We start from the raw sequence: 19,733 nt of genomic DNA, 5'->3' as shown, positions 1-19,733 counted from the left end.
CATTTAAATGAGATAGATAATATATTATCAAAAGAACAAAAATAGTGATGCCTAAATTAAGCATCACTGTTTTTTGTTATATACCTTGTCTCATGTGTCTATATTAGTTTTAATGATATCCAATAAAACAGACCAGAAAGGATAATAGAAATAGGCAATGTAAATAACCAAGCCAGTAATATATTTTTAATTGTCTTAGCTTGTACACCACCACCATCAACAACCATTGTACCTGCAACAGCAGAGGATAAAACTTGGATTGTTGATACAGGCATACCCGTATAACTTGCAACACCAATGGAAACCGCAGCAGTCACTTGTGCAGAAACCCCTTGTGCATAAGTCATACCTTTTTTACCAATTTTTTCACCGATCGTTATAGCAACACGTTGCCAACCAATCATGGTACCAACAGAAAGCGCCAAAGCAACGGCAATAATAATCCACAGTGGTGCATACTCTACTGTATTAAGTAAATCGTTACTCAAATTACGCAGAAAACGTGCATCGGAAGAGGACGTTTCAGGTAGTTTAGCTACATCTAATGCCGTATCTGATAAACACATTAATAATCGGCGCATTTGATTACGTTGCTCAGGCTTAAGCGCGGAATAACTTTGAATATCCGTCAACATCAGTGATGTCTGTTTTAACACGTTAATAGGACGTGAATTATCACAATGGAATTTCTCATCTAAAATTTCCAATTCCGACTCGTGTTGTGACTTATTAACAATATGCTTTACTGCTGACTGATGTTCTTCATAATAATGTTGTAAATGCACTATCGCGTCATGGGTACGAGTAATATCATAACCACTGGCATTCATATTAAGCACAAACCCGGCTGGCGCCACGCCGATTAATACCAGCATAATAAGACCAATACCCTTCTGACCATCATTAGCGCCATGGGAAAAACTAACGCCAACTGCAGATAAAATTAATGAAGTACGGGTCCAGAATGGCGGTTTTCTTTTACCATCTTTCTTCTCTCGCTCAGCCGGTGTTAAATGAATGCGACGACGTTTTTTCGTACCACTCCAATAACGGCGTAAAAAGAAAATTAGCAATCCTGCTATAACAAAACCAATCGCAGGAGAAAGAATAAGAGAAAGAAAAATTTCAATCACTTTTGGAATGTTTAATGCATCCACTATAGAGGAATCGGTCACTAAGGCATTGGTTAAACCAACACCAATAATAGCACCGATTAATGTATGTGAACTGGAAGCCGGTAATCCCAAATACCAGGTACCCAAATTCCAAATAATAGCCGCCAATAGCATAGAAAAAACCATTGCTAGACCATGAGCAGAGCTTACATTCAAAAGAAGATCTGTTGGCAATAGATGCACAATGGCATAAGCAACACTTAAGCCACCTAAAATAACGCCAAAAAAGTTAAAAACACCCGCCATAACAACCGCAAATTGAGCTCGCATTGCTCGAGTATAAATAACCGTTGCTACTGCATTTGCGGTATCATGGAAACCATTAATTGCTTCGTAAAATAGCACAAATAATAGCACTAGTATTAATAACAGACCGGTGTAGAAATCCAAACCAGTAAATAAATGTAGCATAAACCTTAAGCCAATTTGTTGAATATGAACTCAATGCATTATCAGTGACAAACGTTAGCGGTGGAAGCAAAATCTACATCTTTTTTGACTTTAATTGACAAAAAAAATAAATAAAAAAAATATTCTTTACTTTCATTAAGTTACTAAAGTAAAAGATAAGTAGATTTTTAGCACTTACTAACATTGTCTACTCAAATTTAAATCGTAATAAATATTTTACCCTATTTAATAAAAAACTCGCTATTTTTATTATTAATAAATATCTTTTCAGATAATACATTTTAATCAATAGGTTAAATAACATTAATTTATCTATTTTATTTTTATATACACAGTTATGTACAAATTATTTTTTCACCCCCGTGTGCTATCTTCGCCATAACGCTAAGTACAAAACCTCAATCTCACACAAAGCCACTTACCCGCAACCAACAACTAATAGTTAACAACTTCCTCCAACGCTGCTAATATGATGGGGCTATTCTTTTTGCGCGTGTTGCTGATTCCAAATTGAATCAACGGGCATTTCTACCCTCACATCTAGCCATGTTGAGGGTGGAATATCACACTGCTCACCATCGACATAATAAGTGGGTTTTCCATCAATAATTTCTTTAATCCGCCAGTTCTGAAAATCTTCTTGTAAATGGGGGTGTTGTCGGTGAAATGTTTGAATCTCGATGCTACCATTAGATAAAATTTTGTCTTTGACGTAGATAAGTTCTAATCCATTAATATCTTTAGGTACTGAAATACCTCCATTCACACCCCATGCGCCATCCGAGTTATAGCCCAATATTCCTGAAATTAAATATTTTCCAACGCCAGTTCGCTTAACAGCTGCGCCTTCTGATTCTCCGTTAGTTTCAAAATGCCCATCAGGATGAATTTTAATAATCGGGGAGGCTTTTTTAAAATATCCGTTAGAATCTGCCCTCATTTTAGGAATATCAGAGGTTAGAGCTATAGTTCCGCCCTTTCCGGGTAAATAAATATTAAATTTTCCAACTTTTTCAAAATATGAACGTTGGTCATTATTATTAGAACCTATTCGCCAAGTATTACCATTAGCTGCGATTAATTCTATATATCCATGAGTACTAGGAGACTTAACTACTAATTTAGGTGCGGTTATATCTGTAGGATTATTAGTTAAAGCCAGTGTGCCATTTTTATTTGATGGAATAGTGACAACGGCTTTATTGTTATTTTTAGCATCTCTATACACGAAATAGGCATCGCCAGGGGCAGTTTCGAGTAACAGTTTATTCCCATCACCTTTGATAAGGGTCAAGCTGGTATAATTACCGTTACTCTTTATATTTATCTGCCCAGCAGTGAAATTTTCCCAGGAATCTTTCTTGGCATAGAACTCGTCACAGGCTTTTTGGCTTATCACTTTATCTGTGGCATTGCCTGTCGTTTGTAATACGCTTGCTTTATCAAATTTTGTTTCTAATTTTTCGCTTATTTCTCCGACAGTTTTAGCATCAGCTTTACCCTTTACGGCTTCCTTGATTTTATCGATATCATTTGCATCTGCTTTGCCTTCAACAATATCCTTCAGTGCTTTAATCGACTCTAACTTAACCGTTTTGCCACTGGGTAGCGTAAGTTCAACGACACCGTTGTCCCCCATCCAGGTATCCATGTTTTGCAGGAAGTAAAGGATATAAGTGTTAGCTGCAACCAGTGCTCTTGCCGCATCAGAATTATTATTGGGTTCAGTGAGATTAATGCTGTAAGGGGTATCTGTTGCGCTAAAAGTCGGCTTATCTGCTAACGTTAATTCAGTATCACTGTTAACTGTTAATATCATGTAAGGATAGTTAATATCGCCGTTTTTAATCAGCATTAACATGCCAGGTGATACCAACGGATTATTACTGTTCCATTTTGTGCCTGTGCCTTTTACAATAGAAGAGCCTGACACAACGGTTACGGTGCCTGTGTTATATATCATATAATTTCTCTAAAAATAAAGATCGAAGTCGATAACGTAAGATGGCGTGCTATAAGTGATATCATCAATAGCTGATGTATCTACAAACACCCATTCTAAATTCCTTCCCTGCTGAATAGTTATTGTATTTCCTTGAAAACGATAACCGCCCGCTTTGCAATATGTCCAGCCCTGATAGACGCGATCTATCATTTCTGCACATTCATTTGCTTGTAACATTGGGCGTGCAAATGGCGCCGTTACTCCCCATTGGGTTAATGTTATATTAGCGCCAACCAGAAAAGGTAAATAATTAGATGAGTAACTCACTGTTCCTTTTTGATTGTAAATATTAAGACCGTAATCAACTGGCAATAGTGTAAAATCAGTCGTGAATACGAGTACGTAAACATCTGTTCGCACATTGCTATAAATATTTTTATTGTCTCTAGAGATAGAAACAACTGCATTTTGATTTGTTGGTCTAATAAAAACTAGACTTTTACCAATACTTGGAACAGTGTTAGGGATTTTATAAGTGCCATTAGTACTTATCGATATTTTCTTTCTAAAAACACAATACCCTAACTTTGATTGCTGAGTGATTTCTACTGCATTACCTAAACCACCAATAAATAGTCCATAATCACCACTAGTTGCTTGTTTTGGATAGCCATAAACATCTATTTTATACACATTTTCGTATTGTTCACCGTACAAAAATGTTCCTCGATCTGACACCCCTCCTCCTGGGCCACCCCAAAACCAGTGGATACCCCAACGATCCCAATTGCACTTTAATTGATTTCCTTCAACGCGTATATTTTCAAGTCTCAGTTGACGTACAGCATAACTTCTGGATACTTGATAAAGTCTAGATATGACTTTAGGGACGATTATTAGATTATATTTATCTGCTTCAGGAATGGTGAAGCTATGATCTCTTTTTTTTAGATCGTGGTTATTTGTACTTAAAAGTTTTGTCAGTATTCGACTTTTACTGGTTATTTCAAAGGTTTTAAAACCGTCATTCAAATCAACAAACAAACCGTAATCTGACATTATGGCCTCCTGCCTAGTTTTATTACCCCACCAGAAGCGGGATAAACGGCAAGCCCGGTATTATCTAACACAATTTTTGAGGCATCTCCCATGATTTTAAAGTCTTTATTAATGAGTAAGCGATTAAACTCTGCGATACCGGTTTCACCATCTATCTTGAAACCGGTGTCTCCCGCCTGATAATTTTTTGACTGAATAACAGAGCCGATTAATAATTCTTCAATCGTTCCTTTATCAATAAATATTGTGCGTAAAAAAACCTGCCCATTTCTAATAGCAAAAACAGGCTCCATCTTGCCATTAGCCGGATTGTAGACGATGAAAGTTTGGGCACTAAAGCCAATTTGCGTACTGACTTTGCCGTTTTTAAGCTCCGCACCAATGACCATTCCTGCATCATAAGAGACGCCGTCATAAACAATCTTGACTAACGATGTCCAGGTGGCAGAAGCCTCACCCTTTTTCATGTCATATTTGGCTTGTAGCGAGTTCTGCGCCGCTGCCCATGACTTATCCGCTGTCGCTCTGACCTGATGGATAGACTCGGCTAAAGCTTTGGTCTCTGTTACCACATAATTATCAACCCTGACAATTTCCGCCTTCATCTTGCCGTTTTGACGCATGAAATACTGCGTATTGCCGTTGAGTCCCTTCGCGTTTTCCAGTATCGCTTCCGTGCTGCTGTCTATTCCTTTCTTTAACTGCTTAATCGCTTCTGTGTCGTTAATTTTTTTGTCGATTTCTTCTAAAATATCACCCGGTAAACTATCCGGTTTTCCTGATGCTTCTACAAAAGGCGATTTACCATAACTGTTTATCGTACGAATATAGAAATAATACTCGTGACCAACCTTAAGATTCTCCTGTGTCCAAAACTGTCCTTGTCCGACTTTAGTGGTATGATTAATGACTTCATGTTCTGATGCGTCTGGCAATTTCTTATCACTAAACCAAAATTCAAAGGTACTGCCATAGGCGGCTGAATCGCCTAACCTGGGAGCAGCGGTTAATGAAAACATGCCGACAGTAATATCAACATTGATTGGCGGAGGTGGGGCTACGATTGAAAAATCACGAATGGTGGGTTGTGATATTGCCCCTGCTGCATTAACGGCTCTAACTTCAACGCGATAGGTTCCTCTTGGTAATCCAGCAATATCAACACGCTCACCAGGTACTTGGATCGTTTGAATGACTTTGCCTTCCTCAATAATATTGACTGTATTGTAACGTACATCCGCCGCCACATCTTGCCAGCTTAAATATCCTTGAACCACATCACCGATATTGACAGGCATAAAGGCAAGATTTATCGGCGGGGCGACACCACCTGTTGGTAATGTCGTAAATGGCGGTCTTTCAAAAGGCTTACCGATAATATCTTCGTAAATATAAGCGCCGTCTTCTTCTAACAGAATTTCTACGCCTTCCTGCGGATGAAATTTCCATTCAGCCACGCGGAATTCAAGCGATTTAATGCCTAAATTCGGTAAATCGAGCAATACCACATCGCCGGGACGATAAGCGTAGCCATCCAAGTTTAATGTTAGTTGAACCCTGCGGCCGGCGCGCTTTTTGCGTAAATAAAGATTAGCCAAACGCTGTGCCTGATAGGGACTGGTGACAAAGCGATAATCGATATTTTCTTTAATCTCAAGTCCGTCTTCTTCTACCCATTTATCCATTACAATAGGGCTAAAGTCCGTTTTAGTGTATTTTTGCTCCGCATCAACAAAAGTACCATAAATCGCATTGGTCGCTTCACTTAACGGCAGTTCAGGCGTAATACTCACCGTGTCGATGATTTGATGCGGTTCAATTTTGAGCGTAGCAGGGCCATGATAAGCCCACATTAATATGCCATGTTGCCCTGCAATGTACGTTGGCTCTGCCCCAATACAACGGTGCATATGTTCGAGAATGGATGCGGGGGATTCCGATAACTCATAGGCGCCATTTAAGGTATAACGCGGCTCAGATTTACCCTCGGGCGTCGTCACTGACTCATCACATAAATCCGCTGCAATCTTAAAAGCATTGAAATCGATATCACTATCGGGCACGTTTAAATAACGGCGATAATAGTCTAAAATAACCAGTGCCCCATTATTACTCCAAGTGGTTCTGTTCGATCTTGGGTCAAACAGTTCTTTCCCCCACACTTCCACTTTTATATTGGGTATACCATGTGGGTACTTTTCTTGGTCATAGAAAAGTGTAAATCGGAGTGTAATGGTCAACAAATTCTGTAGAAGATCTAAGCGGCATTTTTTAGTTCATGATATTTTTGATGTGGCGTTAAATAACCAATCGTTGAATGGCGTCGATAATAATTGTAAAACTGAATATAATTTTCAACTTCACAGACAACAGATTGATGATTCATAAACGATAAACGGTTAAGTCTTTCTGTCTTTAAACTCCTAAAAAATCTTTCCATCACGGCATTATCGAGGCAATTACCTCGCCGACTCATGCTTTGAGTTATTTTCCGTTCAAAGAGGTGCGCCCTAAACTCCTCCGATGAATATTGGCAACCTTGATCTGAATGGAACATCAAACTTGTCGTATCCGGTAATTGCCGTTCAATTGCGTTATCTAAGGCTTCTTTCACTAATTTCGAATCCGGTTTTGTTGATAAGGCATAACCAATAATTTCTTTGGTGGCTAAATCCAACACACAGGCTAAATAGCTCCACCCATAGTGATGTCTAATATACGTGATATCCCCGACATAATAGTGATTATGCTGTTCAGGGGAAAATTGTCGTTTAAGCAAATTAGGGGCATATCGATGTTCGTTACCCGATGAGTGATAGTAGTGCTTTTTCGTTGGTCTAATTGCAACTAATTGATTTAATTTCATGATGTTCGATATTTTATAAGTGCCAATTTGGTGCCCTAAACCCTTTAACTCGGCTTGAATACGTCTTTTGCCATAAATTTGACCCGATGTATAAAAAATACGTTTGATTTCGCCACACAGTCTTTCATTTTCAACTGTCGGTATTTTCGTTTCATAATAAAAACTACTGCTGCTTACTTCAAAAAGATGGCATAACTCAGTGACCGTAAAATTGGGGTACATGATTTTCAGTTGCTTCACGATTTTGAGTTTTGATTGTCGAGGATGAAGTAAGCCGCGGCTTTTTTTAATATGTCATTATCCCTCTGAGCACGCTTAAGTTGAACTTCTAATTCTTGTATGCGCTGTTGCTCGGGTGTTAACGCTTTTGATTTTACAGGCGTATTCCCATTTAACTCGGCAAGATATTGTTGCTTCCATCGTGATACGGCAGATTTACCCGCACCGGATATTTTTTCAACTTGGATATTGCTATATCCACCTTCAACCATGAGTTTTGCATATTCCAGTTTTTGCTTTCCGCTAAAGGTTACTTTTACTTTTCGGGTCATATTTATACCTATAAGATTTGGCTTAATTATAAGCTATAAATCTCTACAGTTTTATTAGACCACTACAGTATGAAGTTTAACCCCCCTATAACAGGCACGTTGATTTTTTTTGTTTCGGCAAAAAATAATAACCCCGAACAAACCGTTTTACCTACAATCACCGTTTCTGACGCCGTCGACGAGCGCAATATTTGTTTACGTTCTGCCTGGTCACGATATCCATCCGGCGGCTTTTGCTGAAACAGCAGTGAGCCTGCGGTTTGAACGGCCATTCCCGCAGCAATCAACGCCAATCCTAAGCCGCCCGTTGCCAGTACGCCAGCGACCATCAACCCTGCACCGATTACGCTTGTGACGGTTTTGCCCATTATTCAACTCTCCATGCCCTGACAGGAATTTTATCAACCGGCCTTGCGCCAATATCCGTCACCGCCCAAATCTTATTTGCCCATAAAACACCCAGTGTTAGCCCTTCATCTCCCTCAAACATCACCACATAGCCACGCCTTGCCTGTTCAACGGGTATTGTGTTGAAAAAACGACTTACCCCCTGTTGTAAACTGCCAAATTTATTTTTTAATACCCGTAATGCCCCCGCTTTTGAACGATAACGCCCGCGAATTTCTGAGCAAGGGTCAAAATCACAAACGGCCATCACACAGTCAGCGGCAAACAAGCAACAGTCATGTTCGCCCCATGAAAAAGGGCGACTCATCGCCGCCCTTAGGGTATCTGGTAGTCTGGTTGCCCAGTCTGGATGTCGCATTAGAATTTATACCCTAAACCTATGGTAAAAGCGTCTGTTTTCCACTCGCCACTGCCTGAACGTTCATAGCCCACATCTAAAGTTGCCCCTTGCCAGAAGTTGACTTGCATACCAACCCCATAGGCTAACTGTGTTTTGTTATCTGAATTTGAATATTTAGCGCTATTAACTAATTTATCATTTCTGAACTCTTGTGAATTCGATTCATAAGAAGCTTTCTTATAGGCGCCACCGATTAATCCATAAAGGCTGACATATTCATTAACGCGATAAGTGGGGCCTACCATCAAAGAAACATAATCACCGGTTACTTTACCCGTAGCATGTATTCTATCTTTTTTATCATTTTTATCCGCCTTTGCAGTGGCATTATAATCCTGGGTAGAATAGGCAATTGAACCGATTACACCCCATTCGTCATCAATTTCATACCGATAGCGCATAAAAGCGCCGCCTAAATCATGATAACTATCTGAGGAAAGGATTGCCGGTTTGCCAAAATGACTATTAATTTCATCACTCGCTTTCTTTGCGTTATCTTTAAGTAAATTAACCTGGTCTTTGACTCCACCCGATTTCACATTCAAATACCCAAAAGAGAGCGTACTCTCACCCGCCTTTGCCATTACCGCGCCTGAAAATAGTGTCGGGATAACCCACAACAATAATTTTTTCATTGTTTGTCCTACTATTAGAAAAAACATTCATGAGCATAGTGTGAATTAATCTTTGCTCAAACCTCACCTATACACAAAAGCGGGCGCATCTTTTTTACTGCCCCAATAAATCGCCCGCTCAGCCATTTGCGCCACATACCGAAATATGCGATCGTCACTTTTCCGTTTGCGCCATGACTCATCCGTGAATCTGTCCGGTAACCCCATGGACCAGCGCTCAAACCGATTGGATACCGTCACTGCAACCGCATTCTCTTCGCCTGTCGTCACGCCAATGTTTGAGATTTGACCCGCGAATATCACCTCTGCAATTTCAGGCTTCCCTTCCTGGTTGATAGCAACCAGCATTAGCCGTACATTCCGGCCTCGACTGCGCTCATTCATAACATCGCCAATCAACAACGAGTCAAACCCTGACAGTGACAAGATGAGTTGTTGTGGGCTGGTATTGTTTTGTTCCTTAACCTGTTCCACTTTGCCAAATTGACCCACACCTTGATAAAGCTCACCTGCAATAACTAAATTGCCGACACCAGTATGCGCACGCGTCACACCGGATTTTAAATCTAAACGGGCGGCGATAACAAGCTCATAGTTCTCATTTATCGCTTTTACCATGTTGTTTGAAAAGGGATGATAAAGCATTAGTAAAGCGCCTCCTCAAATGCTAAGGTGACGGTCGAAAACACGCCAGGTCGATACTGGAAATTTCCTTGGTCATTGGTCGTTAACTTAAAAATACCAAACGGTGAACGGGTTTCTATTTTATCATTTATTTTAGGCGCGTATCGCAACATCGGTGAAATGGGTATGGCAGCATTCCCCTTGACATCACTGGTTACATTATTCGTCACCATTTTAAGTTCGTTATTCACCGTCAGATAATCGCCTTTTCTCATCACAATTGAACTGGGGAGCCAATCCTTGGTTTGCAGTATTCTCCCCGTTTGGTTAGCAACGCTGACTACCGGCTCTCTTCTGCCCGTTAAGCCTTTTCGTATCCAGTTGTATATTTTTATTCGCCCACTTTCACCGTCAAGCTCAGCAGCCAACGCTTCAAGTTCACGTGACTTATCCTCAGTAAGGTTATTGAAAGTTAAGCTGCACCGCCAACGACTCCCAGGGAAACGCACCGTCTGAACACTTCCGGTAAACGTTGACGTAAACGTTTTGCTGTTACTCACTAGTTGCCAGTTCATAGTCGAAGGGATGATATTTTCCGGCCATTCCATTACCGCCATCTTAACCTCCTAATAATCTTCTTGTTCGACCATTGGTGGCGAAATCCCGCTGAATGCGTGCAATGGCATCATCTGCTCCCTGTTTTGCTGCGCGTTGGGTTATTTCTCCAATGACTTTATCGCCATTTCCCATCACATTAATTACCTGATGGATATGAACCGCTGTATTGCCTGGTGTCTGTGATGGATCCCCTACTGACCGGACACCTAGCGAACCATCCCGCCCTCGGGTCAGTGGCATAATGGCCTCCGGCCCTGCTTCACCCATTAGCCCGACTCCTTTAGCAAACGGGAATAACGTCGGCGAATCAACAACGGTATTACGGTAGGCACTTAAGCCCGAAGATTGATAAACTCCGCCAAGGGCATTGACTTTTATACCAAGAAAATTACCCAGCCCAGTGCCACCTAAGCTTGATTTCAGGGCTTTAAACACCATCATTTTAACAATCATGCGCGTTATATCATCATATCAATTAATCATATGATAATTAAGTATTTTTATTCAAAATAAAGGTAATTTAGCGTTACTATTTATATAGGTATTTATACATAGTGTCCTGAACGAGCCTATAAACAAGACACAACATGAGAACAAGATAAATAAAAAATAATCTTCAAAATACCTCATATCCATCAACCCGCTACACACCATCAAATGAAGCTAATCGTTGTTTCTGCTCATCGGTCAAACTAAAGGTAAAGTCCTCATGCTCTATCTGCCATGTGCCAAAACTCATCAGAAACGCTAAGGCCGGGTCGATTTTATTAGCCGATTTCTTCTTGTTCGGTTTAATATTGGCGTTTGCATCGGTTTCCATCACTACATTTGCGATCGCCCATGTTAAAACAGGGTCGCCGTTATGGTGGATATTCTGACGATTAACAAACACTTCTGCTGACTTGGCGACAGGGCTTAAACGCATATAGGTTTGTGGGAAGGGTTCAACATCTAAACCTGCACCCTGTAATTGCGTTCTAAGATGAGTCGCATTCCACGTATCAAAGCCAATGAGCTTAATCTCAAACTGCTCACTGTCTTTGAGAATATCATCTCTGATACGGTCATAATCAATACAATCGCCTTTGGTGGTTCTCAGCCAGCCTAACCGCACCCATTGATGATAGATTGCTCTATTTTTATTCGCTGGACTCTGTAATTGCGCTTCGGGGATATAGTGACGGCTCAATAGCAAGAGCGCATTCTCTTGTGGGAAGGTATAACAGACGCTAGTAATATCGTTTGTTGAGGATAAATCCATCCCTGCATAACAGGTTTTTCCCTTTAAATCCGTTTCCTTGTAGTCCTGTTGACAGGCAGCCCAAGCCCTTCACCCATCCACGGCGTTTGACCCTGACACCAGATATTAAATCGTTTGGTTAACATCTCTGTCCATTGTGAGGGAATTCCCTTGCTTTTAATCGTATCGTTCAGGGCATGACTTTCTACAGAGACATTAAGATTAGGATTGGCTTTAACCCAGTTATGCTCATCATCAAGCTCACCGTCTTCGTCTAGTTCATAAATCAGGGCAAAGAGTGATTCATTCTGCGCTTCACCGTCCAATATCTGACAACAATAATCATAGTGCTGTTTACAGGCTGAAATAACATTGCTCCTGCGGTGGTAATGGCAAAGTAGTGCTTCAGGGCGTGCCCCCATCCCTAACTCAAGCGCGGAATAAACCGCATTATCAGGGTGTAGATGGTACTCATCGACAATCGCCAGACTCGGATTAGTGCCCTCAATGGTGGCAGCTTTGGCAGCAAGCGGCTTTAGCAAACTGTTATTTTTAGGATAAATTATTTTATGTTGCTGGATAGTCAGCCGTTTCTTTAGGCTAGGGGATAGCAAACACATCTGACGGGCATCATCAAAAACAATGCGTGCCTGGTCTCGACTCACGGCTGCCGTATAAATATCCTGTTGCCCCCCTTCCATGATTAAAAACCAATTAGCCAGTATTGCAGCCAATGTAGACTTAGCGTTCTTTCTTGGCACTTGGATATACGCACTACGATATTTTCTTCTTCCCGTGCTAACTTCTTTGAATCCTAAAATATTCGCTATAGCAAATTGCTGCCAAGGTTCTAATTGAATGGGCTTACCTCGAAGATGTCCTTTTACATGGGGGCAGAGACGGGAAAAAGCGATAAAACGTGCTACCGTTGGCGTATCGAAGGTATAAACGGGATTATTGCGGTCATTAAAATAACGATTAACCGCCTGTTTTAAGCGCTTACAGGCCGGAATATCGCTATTTCTGACGCGCTCAGCGTATTGATGCCAATCGGTCAAGTTCATCTTCTTCTTGCATTTCTACCGGATTACGGCGACGTGATACGGGGTCAAAACCTAATAGGGAGGCCATTTTTATCATGGTTTTTTCTGCCTCAGCTTTGGCGCTTAATGCGGGGTTCCTACTTTCGCTTCCCTGACTGTTGGCGATACTAAATCCGCGTTCTGCGAGGTCTGCAACGGCTTTTCGGTAAATGGAATAGTTGACGCAATACAGCTCAAAGCTACTCCAATCAGTGGGGTTCAGGTCGTTACGCTCTGCAACGAATTTTGCCTTAGCTTTCCATTCTGTAGTAGCAATCTCATCAAGATAGCTAGGGGCTTTGGGTGCTCTTGCCATAATCTACTGTTTTCCTTATTGTTTTATTTTCAAAAAAATGACCGCGCATAAAAATTCGATTGACGTGCGGTCCCAGCGCAATAGGGGGTTGTCATATTTAACTCCCCCACCCCCTACTTCCAAGGCTGATTCCTAAAACATTCCATTAGCTCACGGTCACGCTGAGTCAATCGTTTAACGTAGGATTTATTCGCGCTTGGCTTAACGCGTCGATAACCTTGGCTATGTCTAAGTAATCCCTTAATCAATTGATTTATCTGATATTCGTCCATTAAGGTTATACTCGTGTATCCAGTCATTACGATGAGCAGCTTTTTCTTCCTGCTCACGGAACATGCCAGCTTTACGCTGTGCTTTAGTTATTGGATCTTGCTGAATAATTTTGCGGTTATGACATCCCTGACACAATGATTGATGGTTATCTTGCCACCAGAACAGTACATCGCTATCTCCATCGATTGGGATGATATGGTCAACGATTTTAGCGGGTGTATATATCCCCTGACTTTCGCACTTCACGCAAAGAGGATGCTCCTTCAAATAAATCAGACGATATTTAGCCCATTGGCTGGAGTAGCCACGCTGGGTATGCGTTCCTCGTTGTTTTTCTACTCTGCGTCTGGCTGCTCGTTTATGCGCCTCGCACTTACCCGATTTAACTCGGGTGCTACAGCCTTGTCACCGATCATGCAAAACTGATCCACTAACGATCATCTAAAACTGATCCACTTGGTATTATTCGCACATTTTTGTACGGATAATTTATGTTAACCAAGGAGATATTTGTGGATATTCATGTTCGCTTTGCACAAGGACAAAGCCTTCGAAAAATTGCCAGTGAGTTGGGTATATCCCGTAACACCGTAAAACATCATTTACAACAACAGACAATGCCAACTTATGCTAAAAGAAGTCAACAACCGACTAAATTATCCCCCTTTAAACCTTATTTGCTTCAGCGAATTGAACTGGCTAAACCTGATTGGATCCCTGCAACAGTCTTATTTGATGAGGTAGTTGAAAACGGCTATCAAGGTGGTATTGCTCAATTACGCCGATTTGTTTGTCAATTTAAACCAAGCATTGTTCCCGAAGTAGTCGTCCGTTTTGAAACACAGCCAGGTCAACAAATGCAAATCGACTTCACCAGCATCCGGCGAGGTAAAAAATCGCTGAAAGCGTTTGTTGCAACGCTAGGCTATTCGCGTGCGAGTTATGTAAAGTTCTTTGATAATGAACGAGCAGAATCGTGGCAGCAAGGTTTAAGAGAAGCTTTCGACTACTTTGGTGGTGTACCACAGGAAGTATTGTGTGATAACGCAAAATCCCTCATCATCGAACGGGATGCTTATGCAGAAGGTGATCATAAATTACATGTCGAAATGCTTCAAATGTCGAAAGATTACGGGTTTAAATTGAAGGCTTGCAAGCCCTACAGGGCAAAAACGAAAGGGAAAGTAGAGCGCTTTAACCACTATTAAAAAAACAGCTTTATCGTGCCATTAAACACCGACCTTCGTGCTCATAATCTTGAACTGGATATTGAAATAGCTAATGCAAAAGTGGGTCCATGGTTACAACGCGTTGCCCATCAGCGAATTCATGGAACAACGTTAGAGAAGCCAGCAGATAGATTAGCTAAGGAAGTTAAGTCTCTTCTACCCTTACCAGCAAGGGTTTGCCAATCTATCCCACAGACTAATACGCTTAATATCCCTATCGTACCGCCCCTTGAATCTGTCAGTTTGCAACACTCAATCAGCGTATACGAAGCATTACTGGGAGGTGAACATGTTATTGCATGAACAAATTGAACACCTGTGTGAGTCATTGAAATTAAATTCTATTCCGACTCATTGGTCATCACTTGCCGAAAAATGCATTGCCCAAGACAAAAGCTACGGAGAGTTTTTACTGTCCCTGTTAAAATGTGAGCAACAACAACGAGATGAACGAACTCGTAATCTTTTGAGTCGGATGGCAGGATTCCCAGCACATAAAGAACTTAATACGTTCGATTTTAAGTTTGCAACGGGGATCCCCAAACAACACATACAGGAATTAAGCGCATTAACGTTTATTGAACGTAATGAAAATGTCGTGTTGCTTGGCCCAAGCGGTGTAGGCAAAACGCATTTAGCTATTGGGTTAGGATTAAAAGCAGTACAGGCCAAGAAGAAAACCCGCTTTACCACGGCAGCTGAACTGATGTTGCAACTCTCAACTGCCAAACGACAAAATAAGCTCAAACAATATCTATCACGTTCGGTGATGGCCCCGAAGTTGTTGATTATCGATGAGATTGGATACCTGCCGTTTGGGCGAGAAGAAGCAAACCTGTTTTTCAATGTGATTGCCAAGCATTATGAGCATGGCAGTGTCATATTGACGAGTAACCTATCATTTGGGCAATGGCCAAGTGCTTTTGCTGATGACGCAACATTAACTGCCGCTATGCTTGATCGTTTACTTCATCATTCGCATGTACTGCAATTAAGCGGTGAAAGCTACCGATTGAAAGATAAGCGGCGCTCAGGAGCAATAACTGAGTAAAACAGTGGATCAATTTTGATTGATCGGATTTAGATAAAAAGTGGATCAGTTTTCGGTGATCGTTGACAATATTGCGCATGCCGATGCCGTCATTGACCCACAAATCAGGTTTAAACGTGGCGAATTAGGCAATATTCAATTAGGCGGACAAGAGCTACTGGTTATTGGCATCATGCTAGTGCCAGCTCTTATGGTTTATTTGGGGGTATTCCTCGACACATTGAAGAAGTAGCATAAAGAGAATAAGCATTATCCCACCTGAATTTTCCTACTCTAATTAGCAATATCGAAAGGTAAGCATTTAGCTATTAAAAAAGACCAGCACAAGGCTGGCCAACACCAGGGAAAATCACGTTGTGAATAGCAAGCACACAACAAAGAAAATCGTAACAAAAAAATCAATCACTGTATATAAAAACAGGTGTAAAGATGTAATAAAGGAGAAAATCCTATGAATGAATCCCCTTTTGTCAAAACCAGTGAACTGGCAAAAAGGTACGGAGTGTCAACTCACACTATCAGACTGTGGGCGGGTAACGGATACCAACGGCGGGAAGGTTTTCCACGCCCTCGGTTTAGGTCTGATGAGCTTAATTTTGCCCGGCAGGATATTATGGATTGGGAGATGGGTAAACGATTTGATTAACTTTATTCCACCAGCGCTCATAAGCCTCTCGCTGTTCCTCTAGGTAGGTGTGCTTATCGTATACCTGCCAAACCCCCGGTAATTTATGTCCTAACATGATTTCAGCAACATGGGGTTGAGTTAACTCCGCAACCCCCGTACGCATGGTTTTACGTAAATCGTGAATTGACCAGTGAGTATAGTTCTCAAATCTACTAGCCATTTTTTTGCTAAGAGCGGTAATGAAAACGGTATGACACTGTACACATAATGTTTTATTTTTTGATAATGTAAACAAATAATCACTGCCTTGACTCAATTTTTTAGCAGTTTTTATCAATTCCTCTGCCGCTGGAATAATAGGCCGGATAATCGGCTTTTTACTTTTCCGCCCTGTTTTATGATTTTCTGGCGGTACTGTCCATATTCCTTTAGTAAAATCGAAATCAGCCATTTTTGCTTTTAGCAACTCACCTATCCGGCAACCAAACAATAACGCCAGCTTGATTATCAGGGTATTTCTAGGGTTATAGTCTGGGGCATCAATTAACGCAAATAACACTCTGAGTTCTTCTTCACTTAATACCCTCTCGCCCTGTTGATTTATCACCCCCAAGTCCTGGCGGTCACATCGATAAGCGGATTTAAACTGATGACTTCTACGTATCCCCACCGATGGGCTGTTTTGGTATAAAGCAAGATCCGTGCTCCTATAGCCGGTTTTGCTTTTACCACCTCTTCAATTAGCGATAACCAGACATGCAAATGTTTCATCATGAGGCAAATTGCCTATCTTGGGGAAAACATAAATTTCAAATGACCGTAATATCTCGCCCGCTTTTATCTGTGCATTTTTAAGCGATTTTTCCCACCAATCTCTGATAACCGACTCAACGGTTTGCGCATCAATCGACTGTTGCTTCCGAGTGCGTTTAACCACTTTAGGATTTCTATGCTGCTCCAATTCACCACGGTAAAAAAGCGCACTATCCCGCGCATCTTTTAAACTGATTGCCGGATACGTTCCAATATCTATCCGATCACCTTTCCCTTGCCAACGATAGCGATATTGAAAAATCACTTTACCTTTTGGTGTTACGCGAACTGATAACCCCTCTCTGTCTGATTTAGTCACCATTTTAGCTTGTAGCTTACCATTTACCGCTCTTAACCATGAATCACTTACCGCCATCTTTTTTTCTCCTTGTGTCCAATCTTTTTATGATATTTCATGTACACCAATATGTACATAAATTTCATGACACAAGGATTATAATAGGTGACTAAAAACAGCTATTATATACTAAGGTAAAAAATAAAAATGATTTAAAACAGAGTATTAATTTTAATTTATCGACTATTAGCGACTGTTGACGACTGTTATTTATTGTTATAAATTATTTGTATTATTAATAAATATCTTTTCAGATAAAAGAGAAATTTTGTGGAAAAATTTGACGTAATCATTATAGGTGCAGGAGCGGCTGGTCTATTTTGTGCAGCCAATGTAGGCCAAAAAGGGTTAAAAGTACTGGTCCTGGATAATGGCAAAAAAGCGGGTAGAAAAATTTTAATGTCTGGTGGCGGGCGATGCAACTTCACCAACCTTTATATTGATCCTACTGCTTATATATCTACTAATCCTCATTTTTGTAAGTCAGCCCTCGCTCGTTTCACTCAATGGGATTTTATTGCATTAGTACAAAAACATAATATCCCTTATCATGAAAAAATATTAGGTCAACTTTTTTGTGACAATAGCGCACAAGATATCGTCGATTTACTATTAATTGAATGTAAAGTCGCTGGCGTTAGTTTACGCTTTCAAAGCGAAATAACTGAGATAAAAAAAATAGATAATAAATTTTTAGTCTATGTTAATGAAAAAGTTATTAGTTCAAACGCATTAATTGTTGCTAGCGGTGGCCTTTCAATGCCTAAATTAGGAGCGACTCCTTTTGGTTATCGTATAGCTGAGCAATTTGGACATAACATCCAGCCCACAAGAGCAGCTTTAGTGCCTTTCACATTACATAAGACACTGCTTGACGTTTTACAAACACTTTCTGGTATTGCTATTTCAGTAAAAGTTAGTTCACAAAATGCAATGACATTCCAAGAAAATCTTCTGTTTACGCATAGAGGATTATCAGGTCCAGCCATTTTGCAAATTTCAAGTTACTGGCAGCCAGGAGAGCATATAAGTATTAATTTATTTCCCAATATTAATCTTATCGACTACTTAACCCATGAACAAACAATTCATCCTAATCTATTGTTAAAAAACCTATTAGCAAAATATCTACCCAAACGCTTTATCGAGACACTACAAATATTAAAAAAAATTCCAGATAAATCGTTAAAACAACTTAATAAAAGTCAGATAAACACCATTGCAGAAGGGTTACACAACTGGCAGATACAACCAAATAGTACAGAAGGCTACCGTACTGCAGAAGTCACTCTTGGAGGTGTTGATACGAGTAGCATTTCATCAAAAACAATGGAGTCAGAAAAAGTAATCGGACTCTACTTTATTGGTGAAGTTGTTGATGTTACTGGTTGGTTAGGGGGATATAACTTTCAATGGGCATGGAGTTCAGCTTGGGCATGTGCCCAACACCTGATAAAATCCTAACGCTTTCGTTATAGTTATATTATTGATGTTGTCAGCTAAAATGATCTCGTTATTTTTCATTTATTGCCTTAACCATAAAATTATTGTTTTAAGTTTGTAATTTAAATTACCATAAAAATACATGATTATTATCAATAATTTATCATGTAAAATATTTTTTTACATTTATATTAAAAAAACCACTTTACAAATGATAGTGATAACTATTATCATTAAATCACTTTCAGATGAGCCTTTCTGGGATCATATGAAAGGACGACATTGCTCACATTGCTCACATTGCTTACAGTGTTTACTTATGCCAGCCTAGCGCTGGCACTTTTTTAGCACTTTTCTATTTTTAATTTTTTCCAATCAATTTTATCATCACGGGTAATTAATAAAGATTTCATTATAAAACCAGGTGTTTTAATAAACTCCGCTTTTGACTTATATACTATCGGGTATTACAGAACAGCAAGCGATAGAAACAACCGTAAAAAAATTTTTGCCATCCGATTTCAATTCATTAATACCGCAATGCATATTCACAATTAAATAAAAAGTGCATAGCTTTAATTATATTCTATGCACTTTTTATTTTATTA

At 40.2% G+C, this 19,733-nt stretch carries 16 protein-coding genes and 4 pseudogenes; 5 read left to right on the top strand and 15 right to left on the bottom strand.

What is annotated here, in order from left to right:
- Positions 1–98 precede the first annotated feature (98 nt).
- From pitA to ArsFIN_RS03220, 14 genes and pseudogenes are all read right to left on the bottom strand, one after another.
- On the bottom strand, positions 99–1,586 hold the full coding sequence (pitA, locus tag ArsFIN_RS03285) for an inorganic phosphate transporter PitA (protein ID WP_026823239.1): 1,488 nt from the start codon (positions 1,584–1,586) through the stop codon (positions 99–101).
- Between the two features lie 478 nt (positions 1,587–2,064).
- Entirely contained in the window at positions 2,065–3,549 is a 1,485-nt protein-coding gene (locus tag ArsFIN_RS26930; RefSeq protein ID WP_210409096.1) for a phage tail fiber protein, read from the bottom strand.
- Positions 3,550–3,558: 9 nt separating this feature from the next.
- Positions 3,559–4,590, bottom strand: coding sequence for a DUF6453 family protein (locus ArsFIN_RS03275; protein ID WP_026824074.1), 1,032 nt, complete (start codon positions 4,588–4,590; stop codon positions 3,559–3,561).
- Positions 4,590–6,833: a phage tail tip protein J-related protein gene (locus ArsFIN_RS03270; RefSeq protein WP_135677455.1), complete on the bottom strand. Its 2,244-nt coding sequence runs from the start codon at positions 6,831–6,833 to the stop codon at positions 4,590–4,592. The genes ArsFIN_RS03275 and ArsFIN_RS03270 overlap by 1 nt, the downstream gene beginning before the upstream one ends.
- A gap of 14 nt (positions 6,834–6,847) precedes the next feature.
- A protein-coding gene (locus ArsFIN_RS03265; RefSeq protein WP_135677411.1) for an IS3 family transposase occupies positions 6,848–8,007 on the bottom strand; the annotation gives its coding sequence in 2 pieces (ribosomal slippage) (positions 6,848–7,728 and positions 7,728–8,007; 1,161 coding nt in all).
- Between the two features lie 62 nt (positions 8,008–8,069).
- The gene (locus ArsFIN_RS03260; protein ID WP_026824017.1) at positions 8,070–8,375 is read right to left on the bottom strand and encodes a hypothetical protein; all 306 of its coding nucleotides are present in this window, start codon (positions 8,373–8,375) and stop codon (positions 8,070–8,072) included.
- Positions 8,375–8,773, bottom strand: a complete 399-nt coding sequence (locus tag ArsFIN_RS03255; RefSeq protein ID WP_026824016.1) for a DUF6950 family protein — start codon at positions 8,771–8,773, stop codon at positions 8,375–8,377. Before ArsFIN_RS03255 ends, ArsFIN_RS03260 begins: the two co-directional genes overlap by 1 nt.
- A complete protein-coding gene (locus ArsFIN_RS03250; RefSeq protein WP_051297181.1) occupies positions 8,773–9,450 on the bottom strand; it encodes an Ail/Lom family outer membrane beta-barrel protein in 678 nt (225 codons plus the stop codon). Before ArsFIN_RS03250 ends, ArsFIN_RS03255 begins: the two co-directional genes overlap by 1 nt.
- A gap of 63 nt (positions 9,451–9,513) precedes the next feature.
- Positions 9,514–10,095, bottom strand: coding sequence for a hypothetical protein (locus ArsFIN_RS03245; protein WP_026824015.1), 582 nt, complete (start codon positions 10,093–10,095; stop codon positions 9,514–9,516).
- Positions 10,095–10,691, bottom strand: a complete 597-nt coding sequence (locus ArsFIN_RS03240) for a hypothetical protein (protein ID WP_026824014.1) — start codon at positions 10,689–10,691, stop codon at positions 10,095–10,097. Before ArsFIN_RS03240 ends, ArsFIN_RS03245 begins: the two co-directional genes overlap by 1 nt.
- 1 nt (position 10,692) lies before the next feature.
- The gene (locus ArsFIN_RS27145; protein WP_246067325.1) at positions 10,693–11,133 is read right to left on the bottom strand and encodes a phage tail tape measure protein; all 441 of its coding nucleotides are present in this window, start codon (positions 11,131–11,133) and stop codon (positions 10,693–10,695) included.
- 202 nt (positions 11,134–11,335) lie between these two features.
- Positions 11,336–12,990 (bottom strand): annotated as a pseudogene (locus ArsFIN_RS03230) (terminase large subunit).
- Positions 12,965–13,330 carry a phage terminase small subunit P27 family gene (locus tag ArsFIN_RS03225; RefSeq protein ID WP_135677454.1) on the bottom strand — a complete coding sequence of 122 codons (366 nt, stop codon included), beginning with the start codon at positions 13,328–13,330 and terminating at the stop codon, positions 12,965–12,967. Before ArsFIN_RS03225 ends, ArsFIN_RS03230 begins: the two are co-directional and overlap by 26 nt.
- Positions 13,331–13,570: 240 nt before the next feature.
- Positions 13,571–14,005 (bottom strand): annotated as a pseudogene (locus ArsFIN_RS03220) (HNH endonuclease); the annotation flags it as partial.
- Positions 14,006–14,094: 89 nt separating this feature from the next.
- Between ArsFIN_RS03220 and istA the strand changes: the two are divergent.
- The 4 genes and pseudogenes from istA (at position 14,095) to ArsFIN_RS03205 (ending at position 16,529) form a co-directional block, all read left to right on the top strand.
- Positions 14,095–15,135, top strand: a pseudogene (gene istA / locus ArsFIN_RS03215) (IS21 family transposase).
- Positions 15,122–15,883: an IS21-like element helper ATPase IstB gene (gene istB, locus ArsFIN_RS03210; protein WP_135677453.1), complete on the top strand. Its 762-nt coding sequence runs from the start codon at positions 15,122–15,124 to the stop codon at positions 15,881–15,883. The pseudogene istA and the gene istB overlap by 14 nt, the downstream one beginning before the upstream one ends.
- Positions 15,884–15,938: 55 nt before the next feature.
- Positions 15,939–16,115, top strand: coding sequence for a hypothetical protein (locus ArsFIN_RS26175; RefSeq protein WP_167876652.1), 177 nt, complete (start codon positions 15,939–15,941; stop codon positions 16,113–16,115).
- A 219-nt stretch (positions 16,116–16,334) separates the two neighbouring features.
- A complete protein-coding gene (locus ArsFIN_RS03205) occupies positions 16,335–16,529 on the top strand; it encodes a MerR family transcriptional regulator (RefSeq protein WP_135677452.1) in 195 nt (64 codons plus the stop codon).
- Here the strand turns inward: ArsFIN_RS03205 and ArsFIN_RS03200 are convergent.
- Positions 16,495–17,700, bottom strand: a pseudogene (locus ArsFIN_RS03200) (tyrosine-type recombinase/integrase). The gene ArsFIN_RS03205 and the pseudogene ArsFIN_RS03200 sit on opposite strands and share 35 nt — an antisense overlap.
- Before the next feature lie 252 nt (positions 17,701–17,952).
- Between ArsFIN_RS03200 and ArsFIN_RS03195 the strand changes: the two are divergent.
- Positions 17,953–19,146 carry a BaiN/RdsA family NAD(P)/FAD-dependent oxidoreductase gene (locus tag ArsFIN_RS03195; protein ID WP_026823201.1) on the top strand — a complete coding sequence of 398 codons (1,194 nt, stop codon included), beginning with the start codon at positions 17,953–17,955 and terminating at the stop codon, positions 19,144–19,146.
- Positions 19,147–19,733: the final 587 nt, after the last annotated feature.

It is taken from the genome of Arsenophonus nasoniae (assembly GCF_004768525.1).
GTDB lineage: Bacteria > Pseudomonadota > Gammaproteobacteria > Enterobacterales > Enterobacteriaceae > Arsenophonus > Arsenophonus nasoniae.
Note: the sequence above shows the minus strand (reverse complement) of the source record. Positions and strands in the feature narration are given on the sequence as shown.

What these genes read in the sequence shown, in the direction of transcription:
- pitA (WP_026823239.1), bottom strand. Translation starts at nt 1,586, where the DNA reads ATGCTACATTTATTTACTGGTTTGGATTTCTACACCGGTCTGTTATTA.
- ArsFIN_RS26930 (WP_210409096.1), bottom strand. Translation starts at nt 3,549, where the DNA reads ATGATATATAACACAGGCACCGTAACCGTTGTGTCAGGCTCTTCTATT.
- ArsFIN_RS03275 (WP_026824074.1), bottom strand. Translation starts at nt 4,590, where the DNA reads ATGTCAGATTACGGTTTGTTTGTTGATTTGAATGACGGTTTTAAAACC.
- ArsFIN_RS03260 (WP_026824017.1), bottom strand. Translation starts at nt 8,375, where the DNA reads ATGGGCAAAACCGTCACAAGCGTAATCGGTGCAGGGTTGATGGTCGCT.
- ArsFIN_RS03255 (WP_026824016.1), bottom strand. Translation starts at nt 8,773, where the DNA reads ATGCGACATCCAGACTGGGCAACCAGACTACCAGATACCCTAAGGGCG.
- ArsFIN_RS03250 (WP_051297181.1), bottom strand. Translation starts at nt 9,450, where the DNA reads ATGAAAAAATTATTGTTGTGGGTTATCCCGACACTATTTTCAGGCGCG.
- ArsFIN_RS03245 (WP_026824015.1), bottom strand. Translation starts at nt 10,095, where the DNA reads ATGCTTTATCATCCCTTTTCAAACAACATGGTAAAAGCGATAAATGAG.
- ArsFIN_RS03240 (WP_026824014.1), bottom strand. Translation starts at nt 10,691, where the DNA reads ATGGCGGTAATGGAATGGCCGGAAAATATCATCCCTTCGACTATGAAC.
- ArsFIN_RS27145 (WP_246067325.1), bottom strand. Translation starts at nt 11,133, where the DNA reads ATGATGGTGTTTAAAGCCCTGAAATCAAGCTTAGGTGGCACTGGGCTG.
- ArsFIN_RS03225 (WP_135677454.1), bottom strand. Translation starts at nt 13,330, where the DNA reads ATGGCAAGAGCACCCAAAGCCCCTAGCTATCTTGATGAGATTGCTACT.
- istB (WP_135677453.1), top strand. Translation starts at nt 15,122, where the DNA reads ATGTTATTGCATGAACAAATTGAACACCTGTGTGAGTCATTGAAATTA.
- ArsFIN_RS03205 (WP_135677452.1), top strand. Translation starts at nt 16,335, where the DNA reads ATGAATGAATCCCCTTTTGTCAAAACCAGTGAACTGGCAAAAAGGTAC.